Origin of the sequence: Agrococcus citreus (assembly GCF_039527715.1) — a bacterium.
Classification (GTDB): Bacteria; Actinomycetota; Actinomycetes; order Actinomycetales; family Microbacteriaceae; genus Agrococcus; species Agrococcus citreus.
Genome location: NZ_BAAAKK010000001.1, coordinates 572068 through 590596 on the forward strand (window position 1 = coordinate 572068; position 18529 = coordinate 590596).

The following is an 18529-nucleotide window of genomic DNA, read 5'->3' on the forward strand; positions in this document are numbered from 1 at the left end:
GGCGGCGCGTGCGGCGTCGGGCGGTGGCATGTGCACGCTGTTGTCGCCTGGCGCCGCTCGAGACGACAACAGGGTGCACATCGGCTCGGGCCTGGCACCCAACGAGGCCGGGAGATGCACGCAGTTGTCGCCTGGGGCCGCTCGGGACGACAACAGCGTGCACATCGCGTCAACGTCAGCGGTGAGTCAGGACGAGAGGTACACGCTGTTGTCCGCTGGCGCCGTCTTCGACGACCGGAGCGTGCACCTCTCTTCCCGCCCGGCGCCGCCGTCCACGGGGATGTGCACGCCGTTGTTGTCTGGCGCGGCTCGGGGCCGCAACGGTGTGCACATCGAGGAATCCCCAGCCGCAGCGGACCACGACGACCGATGCACGCTGTTGTCGCCTGGCGCCGCTCGAGACGACACGTGCGTGCACCTCCTGGCACCGCACGCCGCGGGGGCCGGGCGCTACCGGCGGAGCGGCCAGCCCCGGCCCGCGCTGAACGACGGGTCGGTGCGGCGGCGGTACTGCTCGAAGTCGGCGGCCTGCTCGTCGGCCCACGTCGCGGTCAGCTCGTGGAGCGAGATGGGATCGATGCGCAGCTCGGGGAACCTCGCCGTCATCACCTGCGCGACCCGGCCGGCGGCGATCGCGTCGGCACTCGCGTCGTGGGCGTCGAGCAGCTCGACGCCGTACACCTCGGTCGCGACCGTGAGCGTGCGCTTGCCGCGCCGGAAGCGATCGACGCGCCGGTCGATCACCATCGGGTCGATCACGGGGCGCGCGACGATCGTGTCGAGCCCGTAGCGACGGCACTCGGCGTCGAGGAGCGAGAAGTCGTAGGCGGCGTTGAACGCGCAGACCGCGAGGCCCTTCGCGAAGTGCGCCGCGATGGTGTCGCGGATCTCGCGCACCGCGACCGGCGCCTCGGCGCCCTCGGCGCGCGCACGCTCGGTCGTGACACCGTGCACGGCGATCGATCCCTCGGGGATCTCGACGCCCGGGTCGACGATCCAGGAGCGCTCCTCGACGACCGTGCCGGTCGCGTCAAGCACGCCGACGTAGGCGGTCACGATCCGCGCCTCGGTCGGGTCGACACCCGTGGTCTCGAGGTCGAACACGACGAGCCGGTCGATCCAGCGGTCGGGCGCGTCGGGGCTGACGTCGAGGATCGGCCGCTCGAGGTTGGGCTGCGCGGGCCGACCTCCCGGCGCGGGCACAGCTGCTTCGGCTGGCGTCTCGGCCCGCAGCGGCGTCGGGCGCGGCGGCTCGAGGGTCGTGCTGCTGAGCTGGACGTCTGCCATGAGCCCACGGTAGCCGCCACCTCCCACACCCGCCGGTAGGCTCGGCGGGTGCCCATCGAGTCCCCGTACCGCGCCCTCCTGGACGCGCTGCCGCAGCGCGAACGACGGGTCGAGATCGACGGCGTCGGCACCGCCGTGTTCGAGTACGGCGCCGAGGACGCGCCGCCGATCGTCTTCATCCACGGCTTCCGCGGCGACCACCACGGGCTCGAGCCGGTCGCCGCCCACCTGCCGGGCGTGCGCGTCATCGCCCCCGACCTGCCCGGGTTCGGGGCGTCGGATGCGCTGCCGCACGCCTCGATCGAGGCGTACGCCTCGTGGTTGCGCGCGTTCGTCGCCACGGAGGCGCGCGGCGCCGACGGCGCGCCGCCCGTCGTGCTGGGGCACTCGTTCGGCTCGATCGTCGTCGCGCACGCGGCGGCCGGAGGCCTCGATGCATCCGCCATCGTGCTCGTCAACCCCATCGCCACGCCCGCGCTCTCGGGCGCGAACCGCATCGGCTCGCTCCTCGCGCTCGGCTACTACCGCGCGGCGGCGGCCCTGCCCGAGCGCGCCGGCCTCGCCGTGCTCGGTGCGCCGCCGATCGTGCGGGGCATGAGCGCCTTCATGGCGAAGACGCGCGACCGCTCGCTGCGCGCCTGGATCCACGACCAGCACGACCGCTACTTCTCGCGCTACGCGTCGCGCCGGGCGGTGCTCGAGGCGTTCGACGCGTCGATCCGCCACACCGTCGGCGAGGTCGCGCCGCGCGTGACGCTGCCCGTGCAGCTCATCGCCGCCGACCTCGACGACATCACGCCGCTCGCGCAGCAGCACCGGCTGCGCGGCCTGTTCCCGGACGCGCGCCTCTCGGTGCTGCGCGGCGTCGGCCACCTCGTGCACTACGAGCAGCCGCGCGAGGCCGCCGCGATCGTCCGCCGCTTCCTCGCCGAGCGGTAGCGCGTGCGCGTCCTCTTCGACTGCCGCTACGTGCGGCTCGAGCGGCACGACGGCATCTCGCGCTTCTCTGCCGAGCTCGTCGCCGAGCTCTCGCGCGAGCACGAGGTGACCATGCTCGTGAGCGACGAGCGGCAGCTGTCGATGCTGCCGGCGCTGCCGCACGTGCTGGGACCCTCGCCGACCGGGCCGCTCGAGCCGCTCACGGCCTGGCGGCTGCGGCACGTGCACGCCGACATCGCCTACTCGCCGATGCAGACGATCGGCGCCGTCGGCCGCGCGTGGCCGCTCGTGACGACCGTGCACGACCTCATCTACTACCGCCACCCGGCTCCGCCGCGGAGCCTCCCGGCGCCCGTGCGCGGCCTGTGGCGGCTGTACCACCTCTCGTACGCGCCGCAGCGGCTGCTGCTCGACGCCGTCGACGGCGTCGTGACGATCTCCGAGACGACGCTCGAGCTCATCCGGCGCCACCGGCTCACGCGCCGGCCGGTCGCGATCGTGCCCAACGCGGCCGCCTCGCTCGGCGATCCCGTGGCGCACGACGCGCCGCCCACGCGGCGGCTCGTCTACATGGGCTCCTTCATGCCCTACAAGGACGTCGAGACGCTCGTGCGGGCCGCGGCGCTGCTGCCCGACCACGAGCTCCACCTGTGCAGCCGCATCGACGCCACCACGCGCGAGCGGCTCGAGCGGCTGGCGCCCGGCGCGTCGCTCGTCTTCCACGACGGCGTCTCGGACGAGGAGTACGGCGAGCTGCTGCGCAGCGCGACCGCGCTCGTGCACGCCTCGCGCGACGAGGGCTTCGGCATCCCGCTGCTCGAGGCCATGAGCCTCGGCGTGCCCGTCGTGGTCGCCGACACCGCGATCTTCCGCGAGGTCGGCGGCGACGCCGCGCGGTTCTTCCCGGTCGGCGATGCGGATGCGCTCGCGCGCGCCGTGCGGTCGCTCGAGGGGGAGTGGGCGGCCGCGTCGCGCGACTCGCTCGAGCAGTCGCGGCGGTTCAGCTGGCGCGCGTCGGCGGAGCGGCTGGGGGCGTTCCTGGAGGAGGTCGTGGGGGCGGGACGCGGGCGCAGGAAGCGCTGACGCGCGGGCTCGGGCAGCCGGGTCTCGGTACGCGCGGCTCCTTCGTCGCCGTGCTACTCGACCGTGACACCTCCGCGCTCAACGCTCCTTCGTCGCATTGAGGGCTGCGGTGTCAAAACGGCGCGACGAGGGCGTCGGCGATCGCCGTGAGCGACTCGCTCGTGCCGCCCTCGACGCGCACGGCGGCACGCGCATCCCATCGCGTCTCGCCGCGGTTGACGATCACGATCGGCACGCTCGCACGGCGAGCCACCTCGAGCAGCCGCGTGCCGGAGTTCACGACGAGCGACGAGCCCGCGACGAGCACCGCAGAGCCCGCGGCCACGATGTCGCGCGCCTCGGCGAACACCATCGGCGGCACCGTCTCGCCGAAGAACACGACGTCGGGCTTCAGCACCCCGCCGCACACGGGGCAGTCGGGCACGACGAAGTCGCGCGACGGGTCGATCTCGACGTCGCCGTCGGGCTGCAGCCGCACCTGGTCGGGCACGACGATCCACGGGTTGAGCCCCTCGATCTCGGCGGCGATCCGGTGGCGATCGAAGGTCGTGCCGCACTGCAGGCACGACACGGTGTGCATCTGCCCGTGCACGTGCGTGACCCTCGCCGAGCCGGCGCGCTCGTGCAGGTCGTCGACGTTCTGCGTCGCGATGCCCGTGAGCAACCCCGCCTCCTCGAGCAGCGCGAGAGCAAGGTGGCCCTCGTTCGGGTGCACCGAGGTGAAGCGGCGCCAACCGAGATGGCTGCCCGCCCAGTAGCGGCGGCGCGCCGCCTCGCTCGAGCGGAACGTCTCGAACACCATCGGCGTGCGGGCGGGCGCGCCCTCGCCGCGGTAGTCGGGGATCCCCGAGTCGGTGGACACGCCCGCGCCGGTGAGCACCGCGATGCGCTTGCCGCGGAGGAGGTCGATCGCTGCGTCGAGCACCCAGCCACAGTACTCGCCGGTAGGCTCGTCCATCGGGGCACCGGGGGGAGGCGCACGTGATCATCGCGATCGACTCGCTCGACGACCCCCGGCTCGACGACTACGTCGGGCTCACCGACGTCGCCCTGCGCCGCCGCACCGAGCCCGAGCGCGGCCTCTACATCGCGGAGTCGCAGACGGTGCTCGAGCGGGCGCTCCGCGCCGGCCACGAGCCGCGCTCCGTGCTCGTGGCGCCGCGCTGGCTCCCGCAGGTCGAGACGCTGCTCGGTGACCGCGACGTGCCGGTCTTCGTCGGCGAGGAGCCCGTGCTCGAGCAGATCACCGGCTTCCACCTGCATCGCGGCGCGCTCGCCTCGATGCAGCGGCCCGTGCTGCCGGATGCGGCGGCCCTGCTCGCGAACGCCCGGCGCGTCGTCGTGCTCGACGGCCTCGTCGACCACACGAACGTCGGAGCGGCGTTCCGCTCGGTCGCGGGCATCGGCGCTGACGCCGTGCTCGTCACCGGGACGTGCGCCGATCCGCTCTACCGCCGCAGCGTGCGCGTCTCGATGGGCACCGTGCTGCAGGTGCCGTGGACGCGCATCGACTCGATCCCGGCCGCGATGCCCGTGTTCCGCGATGCGGGCTTCGAGGTCGTCGCGATGGCGCTCAGCGACGACGCCGTCGACCTCGACGCCTACGCGGCGGATGCCGCCGACCGCGTCGCGCTCGTCTTCGGCTCCGAGGGGCCCGGCCTCGGTGCGAGGGCGATCGCCGCCGCCGACCGGGTGGTGCGCATCCCGATGCATCACGGCGTCGACTCCCTCAACGTCGCGGCCTCAGCTGCCGTGGCCATGTGGGCGCTCCGCGCCGCCGGCGAGCGGACGGCGACGTGACGGTCACCGCCGCGACGCAGCGCGCCCGCAGGCCGCATCCGCTCGTCGTCATGCTGCGCATCCTGATCGCGCTCGTGCTCGTCGGCGTCGTCGCGCTCGGGGCAGCCGTGCTGCTCGCGCCGACGCCCGTCGTGGCCGCGACCCCCGTCACGCCCGACGTCGAGCCGCTGCCCGAGCCCTCGATCGACTGGCCGACGACCGCGAGGGCGGCTGGCTACGGCGTCGTCGGCATCGACGGCGGCGCCGACAGCTGGGCGACGACCGGGAGCGACGAGGCGCATCCGATGGCGAGCGTCACGAAGCTCGTCACCGTGCTCGTCGTGCTCGAGGCGCGCCCGATCGAGGGCGACGACCGCGGCGAGACGATCACCCTCGACGACGACGACGTCAGAGCGCTCACGCGGGCGATCGCCGAGAACGCCCCCGTCGCTCCTGTCCGCAGCGGGATGCAGGTGACGCAGCGCGACCTCATCGAGTGGTCGCTCGTCGACTCGGCGGGGAACGCCGTCTGGTCGCTCGCGAACTGGGCCTTCGGCGACATCGACGCCTTCCTCGCCGCCGCCGACGACTGGGCCGCCCGGCACGGCTTCGAGCACACCGACCTCGACGACCCGGCGGGCCTCGAGGCCGGCAGCGTCTCGAGCGCCGACGACCTCACGCGCATCGCGCTCATGGCGGTCGAGGACCCGGTCGTGCTCTCGACGATCCAGCTCGAGTCGGTGCGCATCCCGGGCATCGGCTTCGCGCCCAACACGAACCGCCTGCTCGGCCAGCACGACATCGACGGCGGCAAGACCGGCACCCTCAAGGTGTGGGGCCGCAACCTCTTCGTCACCGCGATCCGCGAGGTCGACGGCGTCGAGCGCCGCGTGGTCGGCATCGTGATGGGCACGATCGCGGCCGACGAGACCGACGCGGCGATGGTGCAGCTCCTCGAGAGCGTCTGGCCCAACTTCGGCAGTCGCACGATCCTCGCCGAGGACACGGTGGTCGCCGAGTACCGGGCGCCGTGGGGCGCGACGACGGATGCGGTGACGACCGGTGCGCTCGAGGCGCACGTCTTCGCCGACCACGCCCCGGGCTGGACCTCGACGACCGAGCCGATCGAGGCGGGGTCGACCGGGACCGCGGTCGGCGAGGTGCGACTCGACGCCGGCGAGGTCGCGGCGCCCGTGCGCACGACCGGCATGCTGCTCGCGCCCGACGTGTGGTGGCGCGTCACGAACGCGCCGCAGGTGCTCGGCTGGTACTGGTCCTAGTCGAGCCCCGCCCCGCTCACTCCTCCAGGTGCTGGAAGGGCAGCACGGGGCTCGGCACCGGCCGCTTCGGCTGCACCGTGTCGCCCGACGACTGACCGCGCAGCCGTCGCACGACCCACGGCGCGAGGTGCTCGCGCGCCCAGTGCAGGTCGTCGAGGCGCACGCGCTGCCAGCTGCGCGCCGGCAGCGGCTCGGGCTCCATCGCCGTCAGCTCGTGCTGCACGCCGAGCACGTCGAGCACGAGCATCGCGATCGCGTGGTGCCCGAACGGCGAGAAGTGCAGGCGGTCCGGCGCCCACATGCGCGGCTGCTGCAGCTCCCTCGCCGACCACATGTCAGCGATGCGCGCGCCGTGCTTCGCCGCGATGCCGTGCAGGTTGGCGTTGTAGATGCCGACCTTGCCCCGGATGCCGCGCAGCACCGGCGTCATGGCGATGTCCGGTCCGTTGAAGAGCACGACCTCGGCGCCGGTCGCCCGCAGCCTGCCGACCACGGTGTCCATGCGCGCGGCGAGCGCGTCGGGATCGCCGCCCGGCCGGATGAGGTCGTTGCCGCCTGCGGAGATGGTGATGAGGTCGGGCTCGAGCGCGATCGCGGGCTCGAGCTGCTCGTCGACGATCTGCTGCAGCAGCCGGCCGCGGATCGCGAGGTTGGCGTAGCCGAGGTCGGGCCGGGTGCGGGAGAGCTCCTCCGCCACCCGATCGGCCCAGCCGCGCACCCCGTTCGGGAGCTGGGGCTCCTCGTCGCCCACCCCTTCCGTGAAGCTGTCGCCGAGGGCGACGTAGCGCGTGTACGGGTGCTCGAGGGCCGGATGCTGCATGCCCCCATCCTGCCGCGCGATCGCGCGCGGCGCATGTCGGCGGCGCGTGGGACGATGGCGGGGTGAGCAAGCAGGACGGGTCCGATCGCCTCGTCTCCGGCCCCGGCGTCGACGACTCGACCGCGACCATCCTGCACGTCGACCTCGACGCGTTCTTCGCCTCCGCGTCGCTGCTGAGCCGACCGGAGCTGCTCGGGCTGCCGGTCGTGATCGGGCACGACTCGACCCGGTCGGTCGTCACTGCCGCGACCTACGAGGCGCGCAAGTACGGCGTGCACTCGGCGATGCCGATGGCGAGGGCGCTGCGGCTGTGCCCGAACGCGGTGATCCTCGAGCCCGACTTCGGCCTGTACCAGCGGCTCTCGGCGCAGGTGATGGGCATCCTCGACGACGTCTCGCCCGACGTCGAGCGGCTCGGCATCGACGAGGCGTTCGTCGGCATCGCTGGCCTCCGGCGGCTCGCGGGCGGCGCGAACCGGATCGGTCCCGCGCTGCGGGCGCGCATCCGGGCCGAGACGGGGCTCGTCGCGTCGATCGGGGCGGCCGGCACGAAGTACGTCGCGAAGCTCGCGTCATCGCGCGCGAAGCCCGACGGGATGCTCGTCGTGCCCGACGATGCGGTCATCGGCTTCCTGCACCCGCAGCCCGTCTCGGCGCTGTGGGGCGTCGGTCCCGCCCAGCAGGAGCGGCTCGCGCGCTACGGCCTCCACACCGTGGGCGACGTCGCCACGACGCCGCCCGAGCGGCTCGCGGCGTGGTTCGGCCCTGCGACCGGCGCCCACCTCGCGGCGCTCGCGTGGGGCCGCGACCCGCGCAGCGTGCAGGAGCGGGCGGTGCAGGAGCGGAGCCACGAGCAGTCGTTCGGCCACAACCACACGTTCCACCACGACGTCACCGACCGCGACGAGCAGCAGAGCGAGATCCTGCGGCTCGCGACCGGCGTCGGGCGGCGGCTGCGCGATGCGGGCGTGCAGGCGCGCACGATCACGCTCACCGTGCGCTTCCACGACTTCCGCACCATCACCCGCTCGCGGACGCTGCCCGAACCGACCGACGTGACGCGCGTCATCGTCGAGACGGCGTGGTCGCTGCTCGAGGCGCTGGGCGAGATCCCGCCGGTGCGGCTGCTGGGTGTGCGCGCGAGCGGCGTGCAGGACACAGCAGACCTCGGGCTGCTGTGGGACGACTCGGCGACGTGGGGGAGCGCGGAGCGTGCGATGGACGCCGTGCACGACCGCTTCGGGGCCGCTGCCGTCGCGCCCGCGAGCATGCTGCGGCGCGAGCGGAAGCGCGCCGACACGGGGCCGTCGGGCGGCGACTGAGGCGCGGAGCGCAGACGGCGCGCACACGCAGCGGTGAGGATGCGGTGAGGCGCCTCAGGTGCACCGCGTTGCGGGCGGTCGCGGCCGCGGGCAGCGAGAGCGTGCACACGGCTCACCCGAGCCGGACCGAGACGCGACGCGTCAGCGGCGACCGAGCCAGCGCTCGAGCGGGATGGAGCCCGACTGGTTCGGCGTGAGCACCCAGATGACGAGGTAGACGCCCCAGCCGAGCACCGGCAGCGCGAACAGCAGCAGCGTCAGGATGCGGACGATCCAGACGTTGATCCGGAGCTTGGCGGCGAGGCCGCCGCAGATGCCGGCGAGCAGTCGCTCGGGACCGCGACGGAAGCCGGAGGAGCGGATGGAGTCGAAGACGGAGGCCATGGCGCGAGCGTAGCCGTGCCACCCGAGCGTCGGCAGTGCCGCATCCGCGCAGTGCTCCCCGAGGGAACGCGAAGAGGCTCACCCCGGGAGGGCAAGAGACTCACCCCGGGAACGGGAAGAGGCCCGGAGCTTCCGCTCCGGGCCTCTCTCTGTGCGCGAGGGGGGACTTGAACCCCCACGCCCTAGTACGGGCACTAGCACCTCAAGCTAGCGCGTCTGCCATTTCCGCCACCCGCGCATGGTGTCTCCACCAGGTGTGATCCAGCGGTGCGAAACCGCACTGCAGGACCGAGAGACGACTCTAGCACGACGCCCGGGCGGTCGATGACCACCCTCGGCGGCTACCCTTGGCTGGTGACCGAAGGCCTCTCCCGCACCGCGCTCGTCGCCCGCGACCTCATCCGCTTCGACACGCAGAACTGGGGCGGCGGACGATCGTCCGGAGAGGCGGATGCGGCTGCCTACGTCACCGCCGTGCTGGCCGCGATGGGCGTCGAGAGCGAGACGTTCGAGTCGGCGCCGGGACGCGCGAGCGTCGTCGCCCGCGTCGAGGGCACCGACCCGTCGCTGCCGCTGCTCGTGGTGCACGGGCACCTCGACGTCGTGCCCGCCGACGCCTCGGAGTGGAGCGTCGACCCGTTCGCGGGCGAGGTGCGCGACGGCTGCCTGTGGGGCCGCGGCGCGGTCGACATGAAGAACATGGATGCGATGATCCTCGTCGCGCTCGAGCGCATCCTCGCCGCCGGCAAGCGGCCGCGCCGTGGGCTCGTCATCGCGTTCTTCGCCGACGAGGAGGCGGGCGGCGAGTTCGGCGCCCACTGGCTCGTGCGCGAGCACCCCGAGCTCTTCGCCGGCGCGACCGAGGCGATCAGCGAGGTGGGCGGCTACTCGATCGAGATCGCCGGTCGTCGGGCCTACCTGCTCCAGACCGCCGAGAAGGCGCTCCAGTGGATCCTGCTGCGCGCCCGCGGCACTGCCGCGCACGGCTCGCAGCACATGCGCGACAACGCGGTGACGAAGCTCGCGCGCGCGGTCGCCGACCTCGGCGCGCACGAGTTCCCGGTCGAGCTGACCGACACGACGCGCGAGCTCATCGCGCGGATCGCCGAGCTGCTCGGCGTGGACGACGACGATCCCGACGCGGTCGCCGAGCGCACGGGCACGGTCTCGCGCTTCCTGCGCTCGAGCCTGCGCCACACCGCCAATCCGACGATGCTCGACGCGGGCTACAAGCACAACGTCATCCCGTCGGTCGCGGAGGCGCGCATCGACGTGCGCCCGCTGCCGGGCCGCGAGGCCGACGCACTCGACGCCATCCGCGCGATCGTCGGCGACGACATCGAGATCGAGCTCGTGCACGGCGACGTCGGCATCGAGCAGCCCTTCTCGGGCCCGCTCGTCGAGGCGATGGTCGCCTCGCTCGGCCGCCACGACCCGGATGCCCCCGTGCTGCCGTACATGCTCTCGGGCGGCACCGACAACAAGTCGCTGTCCGAGCTCGGCATCCGCGGCTACGGCTTCGCGCCGCTGCGCCTCACGCCCGACCTCGACTTCGCCGCGATGTTCCACGGCGTCGACGAGCGCGTGCCGCTCGAGGCGCTCGACTTCGGCACCGACGTGCTCGAAGACCTGCTGCTGACCTACTGAGCGGCCGCACCGCGCTGCTGACCGACCGAACCACCCGAGGACCATGGACTGGCTGATCGCGATACTGCTCGGCGCCCTGCAAGGGGCGACCGAGTTCCTGCCCATCTCGTCGAGCGCGCACCTGCGCATCGCCGGGGAGCTGCTGCCCGGGGCTGAGGACCCGGGCGCGACGTTCACCGCGATCACGCAGATCGGCACCGAGGTGGCGGTCGTGGTCTTCTTCTGGCGCGACATCTCGCGCATCATCGCCAAGTGGTTCGGCGCCCTGCGCGGCAAGGTCGCGAAGGACGACCCCGACGTGAAGATGGGATGGCTCGTCATCATCGGCACCGTGCCGATCGTGGTCGCGGGCGTGCTCTTCCAGGACCTCATCCGCGACCAGCTGCGCAGCCTCTGGATCACCGCGATCGTGCTCATCGTCTTCGGCATCGTGCTGGGCCTGTGCGACATGCTCGGCCGCCGCGTGAAGACGCTCGAGACGACCACCTACCGCGACGGGCTGCTCATCGGGCTCGCGCAGGTGCTCGCGCTCGTCCCGGGCGTCTCGCGCTCGGGCGCGACCGTCAGCATGGGTCGCGCGCTCGGCTACGAGCGCCCTGCCGCCGCGAAGTACGCCTTCTTCCTCGCCGTGCCCGCCGTCTTCGGCGCCGGCTTCTACGAGACCGCGCAGGCGATCTCGGAGCCCTCCTCGGTCGGCCTCGGATGGGGCCCCACGATCGTGGCGACGATCGTCGCGTTCCTCGTCGGCATGGCCGTCATCAAGTGGCTCATGGCGTTCATCTCGCGCCGCTCGTTCCTGCCGTTCGTCGTCTACCGCATCGCGCTCGGCGCCGTGCTGCTCGTCGCGCTCAGCGCGGGCTGGATCCAGGCACAGTGAGGTTCTCCCGATGAAGAGCTGGCAGCGAGTCGCGGTCCCGTCCCTCGACGCCATGGGGCACGGCACGGGGGAGCGGCCGAGCGTGCACGACGTGCGCCGAGACGGCCGAGCCGTGGTGCCTGCGGGCCGCGTCGCATCCATGTACACGTGCGGCATCACGCCCTACGACGCGACGCATCTGGGCCACGCGTTCACGTACCTCGCGTTCGACACGCTCACGCGCGTCTGGCTCGACGCCGGCATCGAGGTGCGCACGGCGATGAACTCCACCGACGTCGACGACCCGCTGCTCGAGCGCGCCGCGCGCGACGGGGTCGGCTGGCGTGAGCTCGCCGACCGCCAGCAGCGGCTCTTCCGCGGCGACATGGAGTCGCTCCGCATCCTGCCGCCGGACGCGTGGGTCGCCGTCACCGAGCGCATCCAGCCGATCGCTGAGGCGGTGCGGCGGATGCTCGACACGGGCGACGCCTACACGCTGCCGGCCGCCGACGCGGTCGGCGAGGGCGCCGTCGACGTGCTGTTCGACACGACCAAGCACCGCCAGTTCCCGGTCGGTGCCGGCAGCCGCACCGATCAGGCCGAGATGCTCGCGCTGACGCGCGAGTTCGGCGGCGATCCCGACCGCCCCGGCAAGCGCTCTCCGCTCGACCCGCTGCTGTGGCGCGCGGAGCGGCCCGGGGAGCCCGCGTGGGACTCGCCCGTCGGCCGCGGCCGGCCCGGCTGGCACGTCGAGTGCACGGCGATCGCGATGGAGGAGCTCGGCGCGCCGTTCACGGTGGCCGCCGGCGGCCGCGACCTGCGGTTCCCGCACCAGGAGATGCAGGGGCACCACGCGCTCGCGCTCGGGGCGCCGATGTTCAGCGACGTACGCCTCAACGCGGGCCTCGTCGCCTTCGAGGGCGAGAAGATGTCGAAGTCGCTCGGCAACCTCGTGCTGGTCTCGCGGCTGCTCGAGGACGGCGCGCGGCCGGAGGCGCTGCGGCTCGCGCTGCTCGACCACCACTGGCGCCAGGACTGGGAGTGGTTCCCGGAGCAGCTCGAGGCCGCGGAGCAGCGGCTCGACCGCTGGCTCGCCTGGTCGACGACGCCGGATGACGACCCGTCGCTCTCGGAGTCGATCGTGCCGTGGCTGCGCGTGACCCTCGCCGACGACCTGCACACGCCCGCCGCGCTGCAGGCGGTCGACACGTTCATCCTGCGTGCGCCCGCCGACGAGGGCAGCCTCGCCGCGATCGACGCGCTGCTCGGCATCGACCTCAGGAGCGTGCGCGCGCGCTGACGTCACCCGCTCGTCGATGCGCGGCCGGACTGCGTCCGGCAGCGACTCGATCAGCGGGGCAGCGTGTCAGACCGGCGGTGCCGGCGGTGCGTCGTCGGGGTCGTCGCCGGGCTTCGGGTCCTGCGCGGGCCTGCTGCCCTCGTCGCGCAGGAACCGCTCGAACTCGTGCGCGATCGCCTCACCGGACGCCTCGGGGCTCTCCACCGCGTCGCGCTGCTCCTCGAGCTTGCCGATGTAGGCGCGCATGTCGTCGTCGCGCTCGGTGAGCTCGTCAATCCCGCGCTCCCACTCGCCCGACTGCTCGACGAGGTCGCCGAGCGGGATCGTCACGTCGACCATCTCCGAGAGCTGGTCGACGAGCGCGATGACGGCCTTGGGAGCCGGCGCGTTGTGCACGTAGTGGGGCACGGATGCCCACAGCGACGCGGTGTGGATGCCTGCCTCCTGCGCGGCGAGGGAGAGCACCGTCATGATGCCCGTCGGCCCCTCGTACTCGCTCTGCAGCACGCCGAGCCGCTGCTGCAGCTCGCGGCTGTCGCTCGAGATCGCCGTCGAGATGGGGCGCGTGTGCGGCACGTCGGCGAGCATCGCGCCGACGAAGACGATCGCCTCGACCTCGCAGCCGCGCGCGATCTCGAGGAACTCGGCCGCGTACGCCGCCCAGTTGCGGCTCGGCTCTGCGCCGACGAGCGCGAAGAGCTCGCCCTCGTTGCCGCTCGAGACATCGAGCCCCGCGTCCTCGGCGAGCGCCTCGCGGCTCGAGGGCCGAGTGGGTGCGTAGGCGATCGTCGACGGCCACTGCAGCGCGCGCGTGCCGTCCTCGAGCGTGCGGATGACGGGCCGGTGCATGGCGAAGTCGACGAACTCGTCGGGCTCGATCTCGTCGAACGGCTCGAGTCCGCATGCGTCGATGAGCCGTCGAACGGCACCGCTCGCGGCGTCTCCAGCGTCGGTCCAGCCCTCGAACGCGACCACCATGATGCGGCCCTCGATCGGTCCTCGTGCCACTCCTGGCACCTCCTCCACGTCGAGGGTCGAGTCTACGCGCGCGCGGTGGAGCCCAGGTCGGGGCCGAGCGCGGGGCCCGGCGCCGACGCGGCTAGGCTGGCTCGGTGACCCTGCCTGCCGCTGTGCTGTTCGACATGGACGGGACCCTCATCGACTCCGAGCCCGCGTGGATGGCCGCGGAGGCCCGCCTCGCCGCCGAGTTCGGCATCGACTGGACGGCCGCGGACGCCGCGGCGCTCGTCGGCATCGACCTCTGGGACGGCGCGGCACACTTCATCGCCCGCGGCGTGACGATGGATGCAGACGCGATCGTCGAGCGGCTCGTCGACGAGGTGATCGCCGACCTCGGCGACACGCTCCCCGCGAGGCCCGGCGCGCTCGAGCTGCTCCGGCAGCTGCGCGACGCGGGCGTGCCGGTCGCGCTGGTCACGATGTCGACCCGAGCGCTGGTCGACCGCGTCGAGGCCGCGTTCGCGGCCGCGCTCGGCTCGACGCCGTTCGACGCGACCGTCGCGGGCGACGAGTGCGACGAGGGCAAGCCGCACCCCGAGCCCTACTTGCGCGGCGCGGCGCTGCTCGGCGTCGACGCGGCGGATGCGGTGGCCATCGAGGACTCCTTCACCGGCGTCGCGAGCGCGCTCGCCGCCGGCATCACGACCATCGGCGTGCCGCACGCCGTCGACGTCTCGCGCGTGCCGGGTGTCGTCCACTGGCCGACCCTTGCGGGGCGCACCCCCGCCGATCTGGCGGCCGCGATCAGAGAGGCCCGCGCATGATGGGCAGGACCGGTCCCTTCCAGTGGGGCGACGTGGTGCAGGTCACCGGCCCGAAGCAGCGGATGAACACCATCGTGCTCACGGAGGGCAAGCAGCTCCACACGCAGCACGGCTCCGTCGACCACGCCGACTTCGTGGGCGCCGACGACGGCTCGCTCGTCCAGATTGGCGAGGCGCCGCACCTCGCGATCCGCCCGCTGCTGCACGACTACGTCATGTCGATGCCGCGCGGCGCCGCGATCATCTACCCGAAGGACGCCGCGCACATCGTCGGCTTCGCCGACATCCACCCCGACCTCACGGTCGTCGAGGCCGGGGTCGGCTCCGGCGCGCTGTCGCTGTTCCTGCTGCGCGCGCTGCACGGCACCGGCAGGCTCGTCTCGTTCGAGCGCCGCGAGGAGTTCCGCGCGGTCGCCGAGTCGAACGTCACCGGCTTCTTCGGCGAGCGGCCCGCCAACTGGCAGACGGTGCTCGGCGACCTCGAGGAGGAGCTGCCGGCGCACGTCGCCGACGGCGAGGCAGACCGCGTGCTGCTCGACATGCTCGCGCCGTGGGACTGCGTCGAGGCGACCGCGCGAGCCCTCCGGCCCGGCGGCCTCGTGCTCTGCTACGTCGCGACCGTCACCCAGCTCTCGCGCACCGTCGAGGCCATCCGCGCCGACGGTCACTTCACGGCGCCGAAGTCGTCGGAGACGCTCGTGCGCGGCTGGCACGTCGAGGGCCTCGCGGTGCGCCCGGACCACCGCATGGTCGCGCACACGGGGTTCCTCATGACGGCGCGCCGCGTCGCCGACGGCGTCGATCTGCCGTCGTTCCGTCGGCGGGCAGCGAAGGCCGACTTCGCCGACGCCGATGTCGAGGCGTGGACCCCCGGTGCCGTGGGCGACCGCACCCCGAGCGACAAGCGAGCGCGCCGAGCGGCGCGCGACGCGCGCATCCAGGCCGAGGCGATCACGAGCGGCGGTCGCCCGGCGGCTGGGCGAGCGCAGCCCGACGGCGACGAGGATGCCTCGACCGCGCAGGTAGACTGACCCGAGTCTCCCGACCCCGAAAGGCACCGCCGTGCGCACACGCCCCCTCTCGATCGCCGCGCTGCTCGTCGCAGCAGCCGGCCTCACCGCGTGCCAGGCGCCCGCAGGCAGCATCGACGGCTGCATGCCGCTCCTGCAGCCGGGCGGCGCGACGAGCCAGGTGAGCGTCGAGGCCGCCGAGGGCAGCCCGACGGTCGAGTTCGAGACCCCGCTCGTCGCCGACGGCGACCAGGCGCAGGTGCTGGGCGGCTCCGGCGAGCGCGCGGCCGAGGGCGACATCGTCGACGCCGACTACGTCGTCTACTCCGGCAAGACCGGCGACCTCATCTCGAGCTCCTACGAGGCATCCGCCGCGGGCCAGCCGCCCGCGACGCCGCTGCGCCTCACCGTCGGCGGCGAGTCGGTGCTCGCTGACGCGCTCGCGTGCGGCGCTCCGGGCGCCAACATCGTGGTGACCACGACGATCTCGAGCCTCTTCGGCCCGAACGCAGCCTCGCCCGAGCTCGACATCACCCCGGTCGACACCGCCGTCGTCGTGCTCGGCGTCAGCGACGTGCGCCCCGGTCGCGCTGAGGGCAGCGCCCGCCCCGGCCAGGAGGGCATGCCGGCGATCGCGCTCGCTCCCGACGGCCGCCCCGGCGTCACGTTCCCCGGCAGCGCGGCGCCCGAGGAGCTCACCGTCATGGAGAGCATCCGCGGCACGGGCGAGGACGTCGCCGAGGGCGACCGCGTGCTCGTGCACTACACCGGCATCGTCTGGGAGACCGAGGAGGTCTTCGACTCGTCGTGGGACAAGGGCGCGCCCGCCGTCTTCACGATCGACGACGCGAACCTCATCCCCGGCTTCGTCGACGCGGTCGTCGGGCAGCCGATCGGCAGCCAGGTCGTCGTCTCGATCCCGCAGGAGCTCGGCTACGACGACCCCGCCACGCGCCCGGCATCGATCGGGGAGGGCGAGCACCTCCTGTTCGTCATCGACATCCTCGACCGGCTCGAGCCCGCCGCCGAGTGACGGCCAGCTGATGCCGCGCATCGAGGCCGAGGAGCGCCAGTTCTCGCTGCTGCTCGCACTCGTCGACACCCGCGGGGGCGTCACGAAGCACGAGCTCTTCGAGCGCGTGGCCGGCTACCAGGGCCAGCGTCCCGGTGATGCGCTCGAGCGCATGTTCGAGCGCGACAAGGATGCGCTGCGCGAGCTCGGCATCGTCATCGACGTCGTGCAGCCCCCGGGCGACGACAGCAACCACGACGCGCGCTACCGCGTGCTCGACGGCGTGCTCGGCGACCCCGCAGAGCTGCAGTTCGACGCCGACGAGCGCGAGCTGCTCGACCTCGCGCTGCGCGTCTGGCACGAGGGCGGGCTCACCGAGGAGGCGCAGCGGGCCGCGCTCAAGCTGCGCGCCGACCCCGAGTTCCGCGGCGGCCTGCCGCTCGAGCGCACCCCCGGGCGCAGCGAGGCAGCCGTGCTGCAGCCGCGTCAGCGCCCGCGCGAGAGCGCGTTCCAGGCGCTCAAGCGCGCCGCCGATCGCGGCCGCGAGGTCGTCTTCGACTACTTGAAGCCTGGCGAGCGCACGCCGCGCACGCGCACGGTGCAGCCGTGGGCGACGGTGCTGTTCCGCGGCCGATGGATGCTCGTCGGCCACGACCTCGGCGCGGAGGACACGCGCACCTTCCTCATGCAGCGGATCGTCTCGCCGGTCAAGGACCGAGCGCCGAAGCGCCCCTTCGAGGCGCCCGCCGACGCCGCCTCCGCCGCGATCGCCAAGCTCGAGGAGATCTGGCGCAGCGCCACGGTGCGCGTGCACGTCGTGCCCGGCAGCGACGCCGACATCCGCCTGCGCCACCGCCCGGACACCGTCGAGGAGGACGGCCTGCTCGTCATCCACCACGCCGACCGCAACCTGGTCGCGGACGAGCTCGCCGGATTCGGCGCCGACGTCTCGGTCGTGTGGCCGCAGGAGCAGCGCGAGCTCGTGCGCCAGCGGCTCGAGCGCATCCGCGATCTGCACGCGGACCGGAGCGTCGCGTGAACCCCCGCGTCGAGCGCGGCCTCGGGCTGCTCCTCTCGCTCATCCAGTACGTCAGCGCGGCCGGCTCCGTCACCGTGCAGGAGGCGGCGAACCACTTCGGCGTCGACGAGGAGCGCATCCGCGAGGCCGTGCAGCGCGTCTTCATGGCCGGGGTGCCCGATGGCGCCGGCGACTTCGTGCGCTTCGACATCGACTTCGACGCCTTCGAGCAGAGCGACGTGATCTCGGTCACGATGCGACCCGCGTTCGAGGACGAGACGGTGCGGCTGTCGCCGCGCGAGGCGAGCGCGCTCATCGCCGGGCTCACGCTCGTCGCGGGCTACACCGATGCCGCGCCCTCCCGCGTCGAGGCGCTCCGCGCGAAGCTGCGCCGCGCAGCATCGTCGGGCGCCGACACGGTCGCCGTCGATGCGCTCGCCGTGCCCCGCACCGCGCAGATCGTGCGCGACGCCATCCGCTCCCGCCGCGTGCTCGCGGTCGACTACCGCAAGCCCGGCGAGGGCACGAGCCACCGACGCGTCGCGCCGGTGCGGCTCGAGCTGCGCGAGGGACAGGTCTTCGTCGAGGGCGTCGACCTCGACCGGCAGGGGATGCGCACCTTCCGGCTCGACCGGATCGAGGCGATCGAGCCTGTCGACGACGCGTGGCCCGACGCGCTGCCCCCGCACGAGCGGGTCGTCGCCGGCACGGCGCAGATCGTCGCGACGCGCGCCGCCGCCGCGATGCTCGCCGACTACGCGACGAGCGAGCCGGTCTCGGTCGACGGCGAGCGCGTGCGGATCGACGTCGAGGTGTGGAGCGAGGCGAGCGTGCTGCGCGCGGTCGCGTCGTGCGGCGGCGACGCCGAGATCGTGGCGCCCGCGAGCCTGCGCCACGCGATGCACCGCTTCGCGGTCGACGCCCTGCGCGACGGCGAAGCCGCCGCGGCCGAGCAGGGCTGACGCCGACCGCCCCCGATTGGGGGTGAGGGTGCCGGACGCCCGGCAC

General features: G+C 73.4%; 18 protein-coding genes and 1 tRNA gene. 13 read left to right on the forward strand and 6 right to left on the reverse strand.

The genetic code is table 11. From position 1 onward, the window contains the following. Positions 1-450: 450 nt before the first annotated feature. The gene (locus ABD106_RS02790) at positions 451-1287 is read right to left on the reverse strand and encodes an exonuclease domain-containing protein (RefSeq protein WP_343917067.1); all 837 of its coding nucleotides are present in this window, start codon (positions 1285-1287) and stop codon (positions 451-453) included. A gap of 48 nt (positions 1288-1335) precedes the next feature. On the opposite strand from ABD106_RS02790, the gene ABD106_RS02795 reads away from it, so the two are divergent. Then, complete coding sequence (locus ABD106_RS02795) at positions 1336-2226, forward strand: alpha/beta fold hydrolase (RefSeq protein WP_343917069.1); 891 nt, start codon at positions 1336-1338, stop codon at positions 2224-2226. Positions 2227-2229: 3 nt separating this feature from the next. After that, positions 2230-3309, forward strand: coding sequence for a glycosyltransferase family 4 protein (locus ABD106_RS02800; RefSeq protein WP_343917071.1), 1080 nt, complete (start codon positions 2230-2232; stop codon positions 3307-3309). 112 nt (positions 3310-3421) lie between these two features. Here the strand turns inward: ABD106_RS02800 and ABD106_RS02805 are convergent, their stop codons facing one another. Continuing rightward, on the reverse strand, positions 3422-4267 hold the full coding sequence (locus ABD106_RS02805) for a Sir2 family NAD-dependent protein deacetylase (RefSeq protein ID WP_425545701.1): 846 nt from the start codon (positions 4265-4267) through the stop codon (positions 3422-3424). A 23-nt stretch (positions 4268-4290) separates the two neighbouring features. Here ABD106_RS02805 and ABD106_RS02810 point away from each other — a divergent pair, with 23 nt between their 5' ends. Next, positions 4291-5109, forward strand: coding sequence for a TrmH family RNA methyltransferase (locus ABD106_RS02810; RefSeq protein WP_343917075.1), 819 nt, complete (start codon positions 4291-4293; stop codon positions 5107-5109). Beyond that, positions 5106-6368, forward strand: a complete 1263-nt coding sequence (locus tag ABD106_RS02815; RefSeq protein WP_343917077.1) for a D-alanyl-D-alanine carboxypeptidase family protein — start codon at positions 5106-5108, stop codon at positions 6366-6368. Before ABD106_RS02810 ends, ABD106_RS02815 begins: the two co-directional genes overlap by 4 nt. A 16-nt stretch (positions 6369-6384) precedes the next feature. On the opposite strand, the gene ABD106_RS02820 is transcribed toward ABD106_RS02815, so the two are convergent. Next, the gene (locus ABD106_RS02820) at positions 6385-7188 is read right to left on the reverse strand and encodes an SGNH/GDSL hydrolase family protein (protein ID WP_343917079.1); all 804 of its coding nucleotides are present in this window, start codon (positions 7186-7188) and stop codon (positions 6385-6387) included. A gap of 62 nt (positions 7189-7250) precedes the next feature. Between ABD106_RS02820 and dinB the strand changes: the two genes are divergently transcribed. Then, positions 7251-8510 carry a DNA polymerase IV gene (dinB, locus tag ABD106_RS02825; RefSeq protein ID WP_343917081.1) on the forward strand — a complete coding sequence of 420 codons (1260 nt, stop codon included), beginning with the start codon at positions 7251-7253 and terminating at the stop codon, positions 8508-8510. Positions 8511-8651: 141 nt separating this feature from the next. On the opposite strand, the gene ABD106_RS02830 is transcribed toward dinB, so the two are convergent. Continuing rightward, positions 8652-8894, reverse strand: coding sequence for a PspC domain-containing protein (locus ABD106_RS02830; protein WP_343917083.1), 243 nt, complete (start codon positions 8892-8894; stop codon positions 8652-8654). Between the two features lie 152 nt (positions 8895-9046). Further along, a tRNA-Leu gene (locus ABD106_RS02835) sits at positions 9047-9132 on the reverse strand. A gap of 86 nt (positions 9133-9218) precedes the next feature. Here ABD106_RS02835 and ABD106_RS02840 point away from each other — a divergent pair. The 3 genes from ABD106_RS02840 to ABD106_RS02850 are packed head-to-tail and all read left to right on the forward strand — an operon-like array spanning position 9219 to position 12697. Further along, the gene (locus ABD106_RS02840; protein WP_425545702.1) at positions 9219-10541 is read left to right on the forward strand and encodes a M20/M25/M40 family metallo-hydrolase; all 1323 of its coding nucleotides are present in this window, start codon (positions 9219-9221) and stop codon (positions 10539-10541) included. 43 nt (positions 10542-10584) lie between these two features. Then, positions 10585-11418 (forward strand): undecaprenyl-diphosphate phosphatase, encoded by an 834-nt coding sequence (locus ABD106_RS02845; RefSeq protein WP_343917087.1) that lies wholly within the window; start codon positions 10585-10587, stop codon positions 11416-11418. A gap of 10 nt (positions 11419-11428) precedes the next feature. Then, a complete protein-coding gene (locus ABD106_RS02850) occupies positions 11429-12697 on the forward strand; it encodes a cysteine--1-D-myo-inosityl 2-amino-2-deoxy-alpha-D-glucopyranoside ligase (protein WP_343917089.1) in 1269 nt (422 codons plus the stop codon). Between the two features lie 66 nt (positions 12698-12763). On the opposite strand, the gene ABD106_RS02855 is transcribed toward ABD106_RS02850, so the two are convergent. Then, complete coding sequence (locus ABD106_RS02855; protein ID WP_343917091.1) at positions 12764-13705, reverse strand: PAC2 family protein; 942 nt, start codon at positions 13703-13705, stop codon at positions 12764-12766. A gap of 104 nt (positions 13706-13809) precedes the next feature. Between ABD106_RS02855 and ABD106_RS02860 the strand changes: the two genes are divergently transcribed. From ABD106_RS02860 to ABD106_RS02880, 5 genes are read left to right on the forward strand one after another with little or no spacing between them, the layout of a single operon-like run. Next, positions 13810-14481, forward strand: coding sequence for an HAD family hydrolase (locus tag ABD106_RS02860; RefSeq protein ID WP_343917093.1), 672 nt, complete (start codon positions 13810-13812; stop codon positions 14479-14481). After that, positions 14478-15512, forward strand: a complete 1035-nt coding sequence (locus ABD106_RS02865) for a tRNA (adenine-N1)-methyltransferase (protein ID WP_425545703.1) — start codon at positions 14478-14480, stop codon at positions 15510-15512. Before ABD106_RS02860 ends, ABD106_RS02865 begins: the two co-directional genes overlap by 4 nt. 31 nt (positions 15513-15543) lie before the next feature. Continuing rightward, the gene (locus ABD106_RS02870) at positions 15544-16524 is read left to right on the forward strand and encodes an FKBP-type peptidyl-prolyl cis-trans isomerase (RefSeq protein ID WP_343917095.1); all 981 of its coding nucleotides are present in this window, start codon (positions 15544-15546) and stop codon (positions 16522-16524) included. A gap of 10 nt (positions 16525-16534) precedes the next feature. Next, a complete protein-coding gene (locus ABD106_RS02875; protein ID WP_343917097.1) occupies positions 16535-17542 on the forward strand; it encodes a helix-turn-helix transcriptional regulator in 1008 nt (335 codons plus the stop codon). Further along, positions 17539-18483 (forward strand): helix-turn-helix transcriptional regulator, encoded by a 945-nt coding sequence (locus tag ABD106_RS02880; protein WP_343917099.1) that lies wholly within the window; start codon positions 17539-17541, stop codon positions 18481-18483. Before ABD106_RS02875 ends, ABD106_RS02880 begins: the two co-directional genes overlap by 4 nt. Positions 18484-18529 lie beyond the last annotated feature (46 nt).